Source organism: Demequina zhanjiangensis, from assembly GCF_030418315.1.
In the GTDB taxonomy this organism is placed as follows: domain Bacteria; phylum Actinomycetota; class Actinomycetes; order Actinomycetales; family Demequinaceae; genus Demequina; species Demequina zhanjiangensis.
In genome coordinates, this window is record NZ_JAUHPV010000007.1 from 119692 (window position 1) to 132429 (window position 12738).

At 69.2% G+C, this 12738-nt stretch carries 16 protein-coding genes; 10 read left to right on the forward strand and 6 right to left on the reverse strand.

The window, feature by feature from the left end:
* Nucleotides 1-33 precede the first annotated feature (33 nt).
* Entirely contained in the window at nucleotides 34-720 is a 687-nt protein-coding gene (locus tag QQX04_RS12020; protein ID WP_301129524.1) for a hypothetical protein, read from the forward strand.
* Entirely contained in the window at nucleotides 717-1211 is a 495-nt protein-coding gene (locus QQX04_RS12025) for a hypothetical protein (RefSeq protein ID WP_301129526.1), read from the forward strand. The genes QQX04_RS12020 and QQX04_RS12025 overlap by 4 nt, the downstream gene beginning before the upstream one ends.
* Here QQX04_RS12025 and QQX04_RS12030 read toward each other — a convergent pair.
* Nucleotides 1208-2005 (reverse strand): recombinase zinc ribbon domain-containing protein, encoded by a 798-nt coding sequence (locus QQX04_RS12030; protein ID WP_301129528.1) that lies wholly within the window; start codon nucleotides 2003-2005, stop codon nucleotides 1208-1210. The two genes, QQX04_RS12025 and QQX04_RS12030, sit on opposite strands and share 4 nt — an antisense overlap.
* Nucleotides 2006-2269: 264 nt before the next feature.
* Between QQX04_RS12030 and QQX04_RS12035 the strand changes: the two genes are divergently transcribed.
* Nucleotides 2270-2581 (forward strand): Dabb family protein, encoded by a 312-nt coding sequence (locus QQX04_RS12035; protein WP_301129530.1) that lies wholly within the window; start codon nucleotides 2270-2272, stop codon nucleotides 2579-2581.
* Between the two features lie 96 nt (nucleotides 2582-2677).
* Nucleotides 2678-3397, forward strand: coding sequence for a hypothetical protein (locus QQX04_RS12040; RefSeq protein WP_301129532.1), 720 nt, complete (start codon nucleotides 2678-2680; stop codon nucleotides 3395-3397).
* A gap of 56 nt (nucleotides 3398-3453) precedes the next feature.
* Here the strand turns inward: QQX04_RS12040 and QQX04_RS12045 are convergent, their stop codons facing one another.
* Complete coding sequence (locus QQX04_RS12045; RefSeq protein WP_301129534.1) at nucleotides 3454-4392, reverse strand: NAD(P)H-binding protein; 939 nt, start codon at nucleotides 4390-4392, stop codon at nucleotides 3454-3456.
* A gap of 125 nt (nucleotides 4393-4517) precedes the next feature.
* Nucleotides 4518-4946, reverse strand: a complete 429-nt coding sequence (locus QQX04_RS12050) for a hypothetical protein (RefSeq protein ID WP_301129536.1) — start codon at nucleotides 4944-4946, stop codon at nucleotides 4518-4520.
* A gap of 105 nt (nucleotides 4947-5051) precedes the next feature.
* Here QQX04_RS12050 and QQX04_RS12055 point away from each other — a divergent pair, with 105 nt between their 5' ends.
* Nucleotides 5052-5588 carry an HAD domain-containing protein gene (locus tag QQX04_RS12055; protein WP_301129537.1) on the forward strand — a complete coding sequence of 179 codons (537 nt, stop codon included), beginning with the start codon at nucleotides 5052-5054 and terminating at the stop codon, nucleotides 5586-5588.
* 34 nt (nucleotides 5589-5622) lie between these two features.
* Here QQX04_RS12055 and QQX04_RS12060 read toward each other — a convergent pair whose 3' ends face one another.
* A complete protein-coding gene (locus QQX04_RS12060) occupies nucleotides 5623-6876 on the reverse strand; it encodes a mechanosensitive ion channel family protein (RefSeq protein WP_301129539.1) in 1254 nt (417 codons plus the stop codon).
* A 164-nt stretch (nucleotides 6877-7040) separates the two neighbouring features.
* Between QQX04_RS12060 and QQX04_RS12065 the strand changes: the two genes are divergently transcribed.
* The 3 genes from QQX04_RS12065 (at nucleotide 7041) to QQX04_RS12075 (ending at nucleotide 10140) form a co-directional block, all read left to right on the forward strand.
* Nucleotides 7041-7763 carry a GNAT family N-acetyltransferase gene (locus QQX04_RS12065; RefSeq protein ID WP_301129541.1) on the forward strand — a complete coding sequence of 241 codons (723 nt, stop codon included), beginning with the start codon at nucleotides 7041-7043 and terminating at the stop codon, nucleotides 7761-7763.
* A gap of 270 nt (nucleotides 7764-8033) precedes the next feature.
* Entirely contained in the window at nucleotides 8034-9581 is a 1548-nt protein-coding gene (locus QQX04_RS12070) for a DEAD/DEAH box helicase (protein ID WP_301129543.1), read from the forward strand.
* A gap of 127 nt (nucleotides 9582-9708) precedes the next feature.
* Entirely contained in the window at nucleotides 9709-10140 is a 432-nt protein-coding gene (locus tag QQX04_RS12075) for a hypothetical protein (RefSeq protein ID WP_301129545.1), read from the forward strand.
* 2 nt (nucleotides 10141-10142) lie between these two features.
* On the opposite strand, the gene QQX04_RS12080 is transcribed toward QQX04_RS12075, so the two are convergent.
* Nucleotides 10143-10442, reverse strand: a complete 300-nt coding sequence (locus QQX04_RS12080; protein ID WP_301129547.1) for a single-stranded DNA-binding protein — start codon at nucleotides 10440-10442, stop codon at nucleotides 10143-10145.
* A gap of 64 nt (nucleotides 10443-10506) precedes the next feature.
* Here QQX04_RS12080 and QQX04_RS12085 point away from each other — a divergent pair, with 64 nt between their 5' ends.
* Nucleotides 10507-11445, forward strand: coding sequence for a phosphotransferase (locus QQX04_RS12085; RefSeq protein WP_301129548.1), 939 nt, complete (start codon nucleotides 10507-10509; stop codon nucleotides 11443-11445).
* Nucleotides 11446-11475: 30 nt separating this feature from the next.
* Here the strand turns inward: QQX04_RS12085 and QQX04_RS12090 are convergent, their stop codons facing one another.
* A complete protein-coding gene (locus QQX04_RS12090) occupies nucleotides 11476-12321 on the reverse strand; it encodes an alpha/beta fold hydrolase (RefSeq protein WP_301129550.1) in 846 nt (281 codons plus the stop codon).
* A 54-nt stretch (nucleotides 12322-12375) separates the two neighbouring features.
* On the opposite strand from QQX04_RS12090, the gene QQX04_RS12095 reads away from it, so the two are divergent.
* A complete protein-coding gene (locus tag QQX04_RS12095) occupies nucleotides 12376-12735 on the forward strand; it encodes a helix-turn-helix domain-containing protein (protein ID WP_301129552.1) in 360 nt (119 codons plus the stop codon).
* Nucleotides 12736-12738 lie beyond the last annotated feature (3 nt).

Here is a 12738-nt window from a genome sequence, read left to right on the forward strand (position 1 = left end):
GTGATACAGTCACGTGACCTGGCGGAGGAGATGATGTCTGAGATTGCATTCTCGATCGTCGTCCGTGAACTGTCGGACGACCAGATGTTCGAGACGTTCGAGATCGAGGGTTCGCGCGGTGGTGGTGAAGCCAACGGCGTGCCCTACGTTGACTTCCTTGTCGAGACCGACATGCCTGAGCACACACTCGATGCCTCGATTCATGCCTTGAAGGAGATGGGTATCGAGCCCGTGCGCGTCGAGACCGATCTGGTGAACATCTCGGGTATTGCTCAACGAACCGGCGCAACTCGGCAGGCCGTTCGCATGTGGGCGGAGGGGGAGCGGCGCGAGGCCTTCCCCATGCCCTTCTCGGCTGCGATGCGGGTCTGGCTGTGGTCTGACGTCTACGCGTGGTTGCGTGCAAACAAGAAGCAGATCCTCGACGAGTACTCAGCCGAGCCGCTGTCCCCTGAGTTGATTGAATGCTACAACGGCCACCTTGCGGACGGCGATGGTCCCTACGCAACGCCGGGGCAGAAACGTGACGCGACGCAGGAGATTCTGGTCGTGCGCGAAGAGTTCTTGACTGCGCTCGGCTTCCTGACTGCTCAGCAAGTCCAGGCGGATGTGCTTCCGCAGTGGTCGCGTGAGGTAGCCAAGAAGTCTGGTGCGCAGCGTTTCGACCGCAAGGCGACCCACTCCTTGCTGGCATCGTCCTATGACTGGAGCAACAAGTGACGAACGAGCACGACGAGGTCCGAGAGGTCGAGACCGTCGAAGAGCTCATTCGCGAGGTAGGCGTCAGGCTCCTGTCGGTACAGCCGTTCAAGCTCTCGGGCGAGCGCGACGACGACTTCGACGGCACGGTTCCCGAGTCGTTTGACGTCGACCACGAAGAGAGCGTTCGATTCGCGCTCGCGCCAAACAGGATTGCGGTGCGCTTGATCACGAAGCTGTCGATCAAGTCGGTTTGCGCAGTGGAAATCGATTACGCGGCTGAGTTCGAGCCCGAGCAGCCGGTTCACCTAAGCGTCGAGGCGCTTCAAGGATTCATCAATCGTGTTGCGGCAATGCAGATCTGGCCGTACACGCGGCAGGCTGCGCAGGACATGTTCCTCCGTGTGATCAACGAGGCGGTACCTCTGCCGGTCGTCAGCCCTGATGACTTCAACTTCGGACCCGCCGGAGATGATGAGACAGATGCGGATGGCGAAGCCCCCGAGGACTAGTCCTTACAGTTGATCTGGACCCGCTTGATCAGCGCCTCGCGCTGACCCAGTTCGAACCTCGCCTGGTGCTCCTCGGCGGTCTCCGTACGGCGCGTCGGGAGGCCCTTGGGCACGTCTGTGGGCCAACGGGACACCACGATGCTGTCGAGTGCTAGGCGGAGGAAGTTTAGTCTCCTCTCGGGCGTCCAGGAGGTCCACGTCTCCCACGTCAGCCCCTTGCTCATGGCGCGGTCCAGTTGGCTCGATCCGAGCAGGTCGGCGACCTTGCGATCGACCTCGGTCCACTCCTCGCGGATGCGGATGGAGTGCACCCTCAGCTCGGACTCGGGCATCAGCCCTTCGACGTAGGCGTTCGTCGCCCGTCTCGCCTGCTCGTCCAGCTCCTGCTTCCTCGCGTCGAGCTCGGCGAGCTCTCGGCTCATGTCGCCCGCGCTCTGGACCGTGCTCCGCTGCTTCCAGCGGTCGGAGTCGTTGAGGACGGCGGCGACCGTGTCGAAGACGTACCGCTCGAGGCGGTCGAAGTCGATCGTGATTCCTCCGCACCCGCCCGTGTGCTTGGCGCACCTGAGCCCTGCTCGGTTGTCTCGGTTCGTTCCTCTCTTATAGGAGGTCAGCGTGTGGCCGCACTCGCCGCACTTCACGAGCCCGCCTCCGAGGGAGTAGCGGCCGCCCTTCACGCCGGGGGAGATGGTCGTGCGTCGGGCAGGGTCGTCGAACACGCGCTGGAGGCGGTCGAAGATGGACTGGTCGATGATCGGTTCCCACTTCACCTCGCGCGGCTTGCGCTTGCCCACGATCGCAAGGCGACGGAAAGTCGAGCATGGCCGGCGCGCCCGCGCAAGTTGCGCTCCGAAGAGCACTCGCATGTCGATCGAACTCACGCAGTCACTGCACCGTGTGCTCACCTTCCCGGAGGCAATGGAGCGGGACGCGCCCCGAAGGCAAGTGCCCGTCGGGTCGAAACCGTGAAAGTAACGGCGATGAGATACCTGTGACGCATGTTGTCGGTACACATACAAAGGCGCGACAGAGGTGAGCCCGAGTGCAAGGATTGCTACATGGCTGGTGAAGGAAACATCGTCCACGTCGTGCTCACTCAATGGCGAGGGGAGATCGCGCCCGAGGCTCGCCGCGAACTGACCGAACGCATCACCGGTTTCGCCACCGAGATCCCCGGGATCGTGTCTGTCACCGAGGGGCCGAGCGTCAGCCCCGAGGGTCTTGAGGGCGAGTTCGAGTGGGGCCTCGTCGTGACCTTCGCCGACGCTGCGGCGCGCGACGTGTATCTTGATCACCCCGCGCACCTGCCGGTGGCGAAGCTGATCGGCGACAACGCCGAGCGCGTCGTCGTGCTCGACCTTGCCGCGTAGCAGGGGAGTTCTCACCCGGCACGCTCGGAAGTCCCTCGCTAGGGTGGCAAACACGAGCAAGATTCCGTGAGCACCCGTCCGACGAGGGGGAACGTCGTGAGAAGAGCCGTCCGGATCATCGTCGCGGGGACTGTGGGGACAGCTCTCGTGTTCGGCACCGCCGCATGCGACAGCCTGCCCGACATCGACCCGTCACGGCTGCCGTCGATCAGCCTTCCGACCCGCACGACCGACGCACCCGATCCCGAACCGACGGAGACCGCCGAACCCGCACCGGTCGAGACTGTCACGGAGGAAGCAGCTCCCGAGGAGACCGAGCAGGCAACGCCGGAGCCGAGCGCCTCGCCTGAGGAAGCCGCTGACGAGGAGCCCTTCGTCTGGTGGCCCTGGGCGATCGCCGCGCTCGTCCTGCTAGTCCTGCTCATCATCTGGGCGCGTGCCGCCTCGAAGCGCCGCGCCTGGGATAGGCGCCTCGCGACTGCGCGGGCGGAGATGTCCTGGCTTGAGGACTCCCTGGTCCCGCAGGTGCTCGCCAAGCCCAGCGCCGCGGAGGCCGCCGCGCTGTGGCAGTCGGCGAAGCCGCGCGTCCTCGCGGCCGACCAGGAGTTGCACGCTCTCCACGAGGCAGCGCCAGGGGACAAGCGGCTCGCCAGCGCGATGCGGGCGAAGGACGTCTTGAATGCGCTCGTCGACGCCGTCGACGCCGACACCTCGACCGAAGGAGCCACGGACGCCGACTCGCTCCGCGCGCGCCGTGCCGCGCTCGACAAGGCTCGAGCTGACGTCCGCTCCTACCTGCGCGGCGAGCCCGCGTAGAACCAGACGCGACGAGGCCCCGACACCCTGCGGTGCCGGGGCCTGCGTACGAGGCGCTACGCGTCGACCGAGTGGCGCGCTCCCACCTGGAAGTTGTCGGCGTCCTGGAACATCTCGAGCACGGTGATGGGCTTGCGGCCCGTGACGACCGTGTAGTCGAGCGAGCAGACGGCCATCTTGCCCAGGCGGATCGCCTCGCCGAAGGTGACCATGCCCTCGGACGAGAACGGCGCCTCGGAGCCGTCCTTGAACTCGCCGTCGGTGGTGCGGGGCACGCCCATCGCGTCGAAGACCGCGTACTGCTGCTCGTCGGTCAACTCGTGGAACGGGATGCTGTTGCCCGTGGCCTGGTTGCCGTACTCGCAGAACTGGGCCATGGTCATCGCCTCGGCGCCGTTGATGTTGAGGACCTGGTGGTGCAGGTACGGGTTGGCGAGCACGTGCGCGGCTGCGCGGGCGCAGTCCTTGCGGGAGATGAAGGCCATGAGGCCGTCTCCGCCGTTGTTCGCCATCGCGCCGGGCTCGAGCGAGCCGAAGTAGGCGGTGACCATCGCCTCCGCGTACTGCGAGTTGCGCAGGAACACGTAGTCCAGGTCGGTTCCCTGGATGTACGCCTCGGTCCAGGCGTGGTCGATCTTCTCGATGCTCGGGTTCTCGGGGTCGGTCGCGTTCACGAGCGACGTGTAGACGACCTGGCGGACGCCGGCGGCCACGCAAGCGTCGACGGCGTTCTTGTGGGCGGCGCGACGCTTGGGGCCGACGAACGGCATCGACACGACGAGCACCTTGTCGGCGCCCTGGAAAGCGGCGGCGAGACCGTCGGGGTCGTTGAAGTTGGTGACAGCCGTCTCGATCCCGGCGGCCTCGTACTCGGCGAGTGCGTCGGGCGTCGGCGCCGTCACCTTGATCCTGTCCGCGGGGACGAGCTCCCGCAGCACGGAGGCCGCGAAGCCTCCGAAGTTCCCGTCGACTCCGCAGACAACCAGCTTGCCCATGATCGTGACCTCCTGTGATCGGTTCGTATGGCCAGATCGTAGGCAGGTGTCCATAGCCGTCCCGTCGCCCTTTGGTCCTGGTACCGCTGGTACCCGCCCCGCGGACCGGAGGTCCCGGTCGACCGCTAGCGCGGTCCCAAAATCGGGTGGTGCAGGACCACGCGGAGGATCCCGGATCCCGTGAGCGTCACGTGCGGTTCGGTGCCGTCGCTGAGGGTGTCGAGACGCTCGAGGTCTCCGTGCCGCAGCGTCATCACGACCATGCTCCGCGCAGGCGCCAGGGTGAGGATGGGCGCCGACGCGATCCAGCACATGTCGGGGTGCATCCAGTTCTCCGTGACGTACCGGTGCAGCAGCAAGGCGTGCTCGGCCGACGGCGTGGAGACGATCAGGGGAGAGACGCCTTGGCCCGCGAGCCACGCCGCCAGGCGTGCCGTGCGCTGGATCTGCTCCACCGGGGTTCCAGAGAGCGTCTCCATAGAGTGCCCCCATTGCAGCGCCGTCTCACCGAGCCTCGCCAGCGGCGAACCCGGTGTCAGCGTCGGCGCGATCATCCGGCCTCCTCGGCGGGCTGGGAACGGGCGGCCCGCAAACGTACACGCGTATCGTCGAACTCATCGACCCGCACGCGAACGGTGTGAGAAGCGAGGGGAGAGGACATGGCGTCGGTGGCGCTCCTGCTGGACGTGGACGGCGTGCTGTGCCCGTTCGCAGCCCCCGATGCGCCGCGCGACCACTGGCCCGCCGACACATGGCGAGTCGAGCCCATCGAGGACCTGCTGGACGTCGAGTGGTCCACCGCCGTCGTCGACCGGCTGCGCGACCTCACCGGCCGGCCCGACGTCGAAGGACTGTGGTGCACCACCTGGACGTGGAGAGCGCCCCGCATGCTCGGCGGCGTGCTGGGGCTCGGCGAGGACTGGGAGTACCTGGACCACAGCGGCGGGCGCGCCTTCGCCGAGGTGGGCTGGTGGAAGGCGGTGCGTGCGCGCGAGGCGCTCGCGCTCTACGACGGCGTCGTCTGGATCGACGACCTGTTGGACTCGTGGCGCGACGAGCTCGCGATCGAAGGTGCGCCTGCGCCCGAGTTCTGGCCCGGAGGCAGGCTCCTGACCCTCTCGCCCGCGCCGGACCGGGGGATCGAGCCGCACCACCTCGACGCCGCCGAGGCGTTCATCGAGGACGTGCTCGGCTGACTGCACCGCTCCGGGCGGCGGGCCGGCGCACCGCTCAGTCGGTGACGCCCGCCCGCGTCGCCTTCGGCTCGTCTGCGACGACCACCGGGCCGTCGGGAAGCGGCGGCTCCTCCTCGATCAGCCCTTCGAGCACGTCGCCGCGGGCCTCGCGCGGCTGGCCGTGCGTGAAGTGGCTCGCCCGCTCCTCGGCCTCCGCACTGCCGGTGAACAGGCCCGAGTCGCCGGCCTGCTCGGACTTCTTGGCGCGTCGGCCGGGCGCGGCCTGCTCGGACACGAGCACGCGCTGTGCAGGCGCCGCCTCGGGCAGCACCGACTGGATCCACAGCACCATCGCCTCGCGCACGAAGCAGCGCAGGTCGTACAGCGTCGGCGCGTCCTTCGCGGTCACGAGGATGCGCACCCGCACATACCCGGCCGTCGCCTCGGTGACCTGCAGCACGTGGGCCCTGCCGTCGTACAGCGGGGTCTGCGTGAGGACCTCCTCCAGGTGCTCGCGCATCTTCTGCGGCGACACCCGCCAGTCGAGGTCGAACTCGACCGAGCCCAGCAGCTCCGAACCCTGCCGCGTCCAGTTCTGGTACGGCGTCGTCGTGAAGTAGGTGCAGGGGAGCACCAGGCGGCGGTCGTCCCACAGGTCCAGCACCACGTAGCTGAGCGTGATCTCGCCCACGCGACCCCACTCGCCCTCGGCGACGATCACGTCGTCCACCCGGAGCGCATCGCTGAAGACCAGCTGGATGCCCGCGAACATGTTGCCCAGCACCGACTGAGCCGCCAGACCCGCGACGATCGACGCGATGCCCGCCGACGCCAGCACGCTCGCCCCGACCGCCCGCACCGAGTCGAAGGTGAACAGCGCCGCACCGATCGCGATCACCACGATGATCGCGATCGCGAGGCGACGGACGATCAGCGTCTGCGTCCGCAGCCGCCGCGCGAGCCTGTTGTCGGGCACGTCGATGCTCTGATGCCCGAGCGCCAGATCGGAGACATACTTCACCAGCTCGATGAGCAGCCACGCGAGCCCCGCGATCGCCAGGATCGTGAACAGCTGGGAGATCGCCCCGACCCATTCGCTGCCGCGGAAGCTCGCATGCACGCCCAGCCATAGCCCGCACAGCAGCCCCAGCGACCAGACAGGGTTCCGCATTCGCGTGAGCAGCGCCTTCACGTTCTCGTGACGCCTCGCGAACAGGCGCATCACCATCTCCACCGCGAGCAGGGCCAGGGCCGCGGCACCCATGCTGATCGCCACGGCGATCCCGAACTCGAACCAGTCCTCGATCATGACTCTCCTCTCGCAGGGCCGATCCTCACGACAGTACGGACGCGGTGTTTCGTCCGGGTAACCCTCACCTGAGGATGCCGACGCCGGCCTCCGCGCGGGACCGGGTCTCCACCGCCACGGCCAGCCTGCGCGGCCCTCGCGCCGGGACCGGATACCGTGACGGTATGGCCCTCTTCGCCGACGAAGCCGAGCACTTCTGGCTGTCTCCTTACCAGGGGGAATCGCTCGTCGACACCGTCGATCTGCACCTGCTCGTCAACCCGGATCTCCGCGCCGACAGGCCCGTCGAGATCCTCGGTCGGCCCCACCACGCGCCCCAGGTCTCCGTCGCGCCCCAGGTGGCCGACGCTGCGGGCTTCCGTGACGACCACCCGGTCGACGCTCACGAGGCCCGTGCGCGGATCGCCTCCGCCGGCTACGAGCTCACCGACCCCGACCTGGTGTACCTGTTCCGCACCAGCATCCGCACGATCGTCGAGAACGAGACGCCGCCCACCACCATCCGGCTGCTGCGCGACCGCGACGCGGACGTCTTCGCTGCCTTCCTTGAGCCGATCTCCGAGGAGGACATCGACCTCGCCTACGTCGAGCTCGACCACTGGGCCGTCATGGGCGCCTTCGAAGGCGACGACCTGGCCGCCGCGGCCAGCGCCTACCCCTGGGGAGGAGGGCCCATGGCCGACATCGGCGTCCTCACCTCACCCTGGCATCGCAGCAGGGGACACGGCCGACGCGTCGTCCGCGCCCTCGCCGCCCACTGCTGGCAGCACGGCTACGAACCCCAGTACCGCACCCAGCCCGACAACGTCGCCTCGCAGTCCTCCGCTCTCGCGGCCGGGCTCGAGCACTTCGGCGACTGGGAGTGCGTGCCGCTCGGCACCGACTGACCCGGCCGACGCGCCGCTCGCCTGGGACGGAACACCCCGCCTGGTATCCTTGTCAGGTGCAGCCAGCAAGAACGGCCTGCATGCGTCGCAGATTGCTTCTCCTTCTCGCCAGCGCCTAGTCCCCAAGACACCCGCGCGGCTCGTAGAAATCCTCTCTTCGGCGAACGAACGCGGACACCTTCGCGATTCGCCACCACTGCCGGTGCCGTGACTTCCACGGACAGCAAGCGCGCGCTCGCGTGCGCCCGGCGCCAAGCTTGAAAGGCATTCATGCCCATCCACTTCGCCGATCTCGGCGTGCCCACGCAGCTCACCACCGTGCTTGAGCGCGAGGGAAAGCTCACCCCGTTCCCCATCCAGGCCGACACCCTCCCCGACACGCTCGCAGGCCGCGACGTGCTCGGCCGCGGCAAGACCGGCTCCGGCAAGACCCTCGCGTTCTCGCTCCCCGTCGCCGCGCGCCTGGGCGCCAAGGGCGGCAAGGCCCGCCCGGGTCGCCCGCGTGCCCTCATCCTCGCGCCGACCCGCGAGCTCGCCACCCAGATCGACGCCGTCATCGCGCCGCTCGCCGCCGCCTACGGCATGAACACCACCACGATCTTCGGCGGCGTCAACCAGCGCCGCCAGGAGAACGCGATGGCCCGCGGCGCGGACATCGTCGTGGCGTGCCCCGGCCGCCTCGAGGACCTCATGAAGCAGGGCATCGTCTCGCTCGACTCGGTCGAGATCACGGTGCTCGACGAGGCCGACCACATGGCCGACCTGGGCTTCCTGCCCGGCGTCACCCGCATCATGAACGCCACCCCGCAGCGCGGACAGCGCCTGCTGTTCTCCGCCACGCTGGACAACGGCGTCGACAAGCTCGTCAAGCGGTTCCTCGACAACCCCATCACGCACTCGGTGGACAGCGCCGACAGCCACGTGGACGCCATGACGCACCACGTCTTCCACGTGAACGGTGCCGACGGCAAGAAGGACGTCGTCCGTGCCCTCGCGTCGGGCACCGGTCGCCGCATCCTCTTCATGCGCACCAAGCACCAGGCCAAGAAGCTCGCCAAGCAGCTCACCGCGGAGGGCATCCCGTCCGTGGACCTGCACGGCAACCTCGCCCAGGGCGCCCGTGACCGCAACCTCGCCGCGTTCGCCGAGGGCAGGGCCAAGGTGCTCGTCGCCACCGACGTCGCCGCGCGTGGCGTGCACGTTGACGGCATCGAGCTCGTGGTCCACGTGGACCCGCCGATGGAGCACAAGGCGTACCTGCACCGCTCCGGCCGTACGGCTCGCGCCGGCACCTCGGGCGACGTGGTCACCCTCGTGCTGCCCGAGCAGCGCCGCGACACGCAGCAGCTGCTGCGCAAGGCCAACATCAAGGCCGAGCCGCAGGCAGTCAACGCGACGTCTCCGCAGGTCGTCACGCTGATCGGGGAGGTCGCCCCCTACGTGAAGCCCGCACCCGTCGAGGACAAGCCCCAGGGCGGTCGTGGACGCGGACGTGGCCGCGGCGCCCAGGGCGCCGGCGGTCAGGGTGGCAACGGGCGCTCCGGCGGCCAGGGCGGCTCGCGCGGCAACGGCGGTGGACGCGGTCCCCGCCGCGACGACGCCCAGGGCCAGTCCCGCGGTGGCCGAGGACAGCAGCAGGGAAGCCGTCGCGGCCAGAACCGCGACCGCGCAGGCGCCGACCAGTCGCAGGGCCACGCACCCCAGGGCCGCGGCCGCTCCTCCGCCGGCGGTCAGGGCCAGTCGCGTCGCTCCGGCGGCCACAGCTCCGCCGCGGCATTCTCCGCAGGTGGCGGCGGCAACCGTCGACGCAGCCGCTGATCAGCCTTCGCGCTCGGGCCCGGAACTCCTCGTGAGCTCCGGGCTCGAGTCGTCTCCCGGTATGCCGTCTGCGGCGCGCCGCGTGGAAAACGGACAAAAAGGATGCCCACGTGCCTATGCTGAGGTCGTGACCGAGAGTCAGGCGGCGCGCAAGCAGCGCTTCACCGTGGCCATCACGCTCCTGGTGCTGGGCGTGCTGGCGATCGCCGCCGCGGTCACGCTCCACCTCACACAAGAGCTGCGCGTGTCGTTCGGTGAGCTCACCGCGAGCGGCGCCTACGAGCTCGGAATCCGCTCAGGCGCTCGCGTGGCACTCTCAGCCGTCGTCGGCGTGGGCCTCATCGGCATCGGCACCAGCGGGATCGGCGGCGCGCACCCGCTCCGACTCATCCGTCAGGCGCTCGCGATCAGCGTGTCCGTCGCCTTCGTCGCGGGAGCGATGGGGATGTGGACAGTGCTGCTCGGCGCGGTCGTCGCCACACTCGTCGGAGTGTGGTTCCAGCGGCGCTTCGCTGCGGCACGCAGCCGCGCCCGAGCCGAGCAGCTCTCGCACGCATAGCCTCAGTCGTCGGCCGCTGCGACCGACGCCGAGTCGATCAGCATGCCCGCCGGGCCTGCCGTCCCCGACTCGCGCGGTGCCGCACGCAGCGTCCCGCTCACGGTGAGGTGCGCGCCCTTGCGCGCCAGATCCCTGGCGGCGACGGCATCCTCCACGGCCCGGACCGTGAACCATTCGGTCTGCGGGTTGCCGCAGCGATCCCGCCGGCTCGAAGCCAGCCGGAACGTGCAGATCGCGGAGCCGTCGGGCAACTCGTGGAAGTCGGGCTCCGAGGCCACCCTGCCCGTCGCGACGTACGCCACCCGTTCCTCCTTCTCGCGCCACTGCCGACCGAACCATCGGCCGCCCCGGCGCTACCGTGAGTCTATGACCGCCTCCTCCGGTCTCGACGACGCCCTCGCGCTGTGGGCCACCGCCCGGCTGGGCTCGGGTCCGCGCGAGGTGTTCTTCGGCGCGCAGTCCATGTCCGACGTGGTGGGAGTCGTGCTCGACGATGGGCGCAAGGTCGCGCTGAAGCGGCGCGGCGGGGGAGAGCATGTCGCTGCCACCGCCGTCGCCCACAGGGCCGCGTCTGACGCGGGGATCGACTGCCCGGACCTGCTGGCCGGGCCCGAGAACGTCGACGGTCAGATCTTCACCGCCGAGCAATGGCGTGACGACGGCTCCACTGAACCTCAGGGTGACGCCGCAATGCTCTACGCGCAGCTCCTCGCACGGCTCGTGAAGGCGCTCGACGGCGTGGACCAGTCGAGGCTGTCGCCTCCGCCCTGGCTCCACTACGACCACGATGCCGACCGCGTGTGGCCGCCGCCCGCCTCCGACAGGTGGGATCCGCACCGCATCGAGTCCCAGCTTCCGCCCGCACTCGCCCGCATCGCCGCGGCGGCGCGCTCCCGGCTGCTCGCCGCCCACCTGCCTCACGTCGTCGGGCACACCGACCTCAGCGGCCTCAACGTGCGGTGGAATCACGCCGACGGCGTGGACGTGCCGATCGTCCACGACTGGGACTCGATCGCCGCAAGGCCCGAGGCGGTGCTCGTCGGCACCCTCGCGGCCGACCACGTGGCGCTGCCGGAGCGTGGCCGGATCGCCGACATCGACACGGGAGCTCGGGTGGTCGAGGCGTATGAGGAGGCGAGCGGCCGCGCGTTCAGCGCCGAGGAGCACGAGGTCGCGTGGGCTGCATCAGCGTGGCTCGCCGCCTACAACGCGGTGTTCGAGCACCTGCACGGCGCGCCAGGGGAGGTCACCGCCCAGCTGCTGCGCGACGGCGACGAGAGGCTCAGGCTCGCAGGCGGGGCGTGACCGGCCATCCGCCGCATCGTCCCGTTCCGGCTAGGCCATGTGCGATAGGAGGTGCGCGGCCACCGACTCCGGACGCTCCACGGGCGTGAGATGGCCGGCCCCTTCCAGCACCGCGGCAGGAGCCGCCGTGCGGAGGCGCTTCGCAAGAAGAGGCGCCTGATCGGGCGGCAGCCACGGGTCCCCACCACCCCACCCGACCGTCACCGGGCAGCGTGTGCTGTCCAGCCGGCCGGCGACTGCGCGGGTGTCCTTGGGCGAGAGGGAGGCGATCTGGCGCGAGAACGCGCGCCTGCCGTCCTGTCCCTCCCACGGGATCGCAAGCCGCGCGATCCACTCCGGCGAGAGGCCCGCAGGCGTTGCACTCGCGATGTACTCGCGCACAAGCGCAGAGTGGAGCCGCGGGGGTAGCGCATCGAACACCTCGCCGTGGTCGGCGACCAGTTGGAAGAACGGAGACCCCCACGGGTCCAGGACCACCGCGTCCCATAGGTTAAGCGAGGACATCTCCGACCCGAGCAGCAGATGGGCTCCGAGCGCGACGGCGCCCCCGACGTCGTGCGCGACCACATGGGGACGGTCCAAGCCCCACGCGCTGAGGAGCGTCGCCAGCCTCCTCATCTGAGAGGCGAGGTCCATCGGCAGCGCTGGGTCCTGGCTGGACCTCCCGTAGCCCGGCATGTCCCACAGCAGCACTCTCATGCCCTCATCGGCCAGGAGGCTCGCGACGGGCGCCCACGACTCGGCTGACCACGGCGTTCCGTGGCACAGGACGACAGTCTGCGCGTCGCCGACCGACCCAAGCGCGTACGTGGCGATCCGAGCGCCGTCGATCTCGACGTGGTCGGGGGCCGGGAGGAGCGATCGGGGGGATTCCATGGGCTCGAACGTAGAACTTCAGGTCGACCTGAGGTCAAGTGCAAGGATGGACTCGTGAGGATCGGAGAGGCGGCGGCAGCCATCGGTGTGCCCGAGCACGTGCTCAGGCACTGGGACGCGGAGGGAGTCGTCGTCGCAGACCGGCTCAGTTCCGGGCATCGCGACTACACCGAGGAGCACCTCCAGCGGCTGCGAGTGCTGCGCGCATGCCAGGGGATCGGCATGAGCCTGCCCCAGATCCGGCAGGTGCTGCACAGGCACGAGGCAGGGCGCGAAGAGATGCTCCGCGAGCAGCTGCTGCGCCTACGCCGGCAGCGCGCTGACCTGGAACGCGCGGAGGCCTTCCTCGCGCACGTGGTCGGCTGCGAGCACGACCTGCTGACCCGGTGTCCCCGCTGCAGCGCCTACGGGTAGGCG

Coding starts and splice junctions, on each gene's coding strand:
- QQX04_RS12085 (WP_301129548.1), top strand. CDS start 10,507: ATGACCGCCTCCTCCGGTCTCGACGACGCCCTCGCGCTGTGGGCCACC.
- QQX04_RS12090 (WP_301129550.1), bottom strand. CDS start 12,321: ATGGAATCCCCCCGATCGCTCCTCCCGGCCCCCGACCACGTCGAGATC.
- QQX04_RS12065 (WP_301129541.1), top strand. CDS start 7,041: ATGGCCCTCTTCGCCGACGAAGCCGAGCACTTCTGGCTGTCTCCTTAC.
- QQX04_RS12070 (WP_301129543.1), top strand. CDS start 8,034: ATGCCCATCCACTTCGCCGATCTCGGCGTGCCCACGCAGCTCACCACC.
- QQX04_RS12035 (WP_301129530.1), top strand. CDS start 2,270: ATGGCTGGTGAAGGAAACATCGTCCACGTCGTGCTCACTCAATGGCGA.
- QQX04_RS12050 (WP_301129536.1), bottom strand. CDS start 4,946: ATGATCGCGCCGACGCTGACACCGGGTTCGCCGCTGGCGAGGCTCGGT.
- QQX04_RS12060 (WP_301129539.1), bottom strand. CDS start 6,876: ATGATCGAGGACTGGTTCGAGTTCGGGATCGCCGTGGCGATCAGCATG.
- QQX04_RS12020 (WP_301129524.1), top strand. CDS start 34: ATGTCTGAGATTGCATTCTCGATCGTCGTCCGTGAACTGTCGGACGAC.
- QQX04_RS12045 (WP_301129534.1), bottom strand. CDS start 4,392: ATGGGCAAGCTGGTTGTCTGCGGAGTCGACGGGAACTTCGGAGGCTTC.
- QQX04_RS12055 (WP_301129537.1), top strand. CDS start 5,052: ATGGCGTCGGTGGCGCTCCTGCTGGACGTGGACGGCGTGCTGTGCCCG.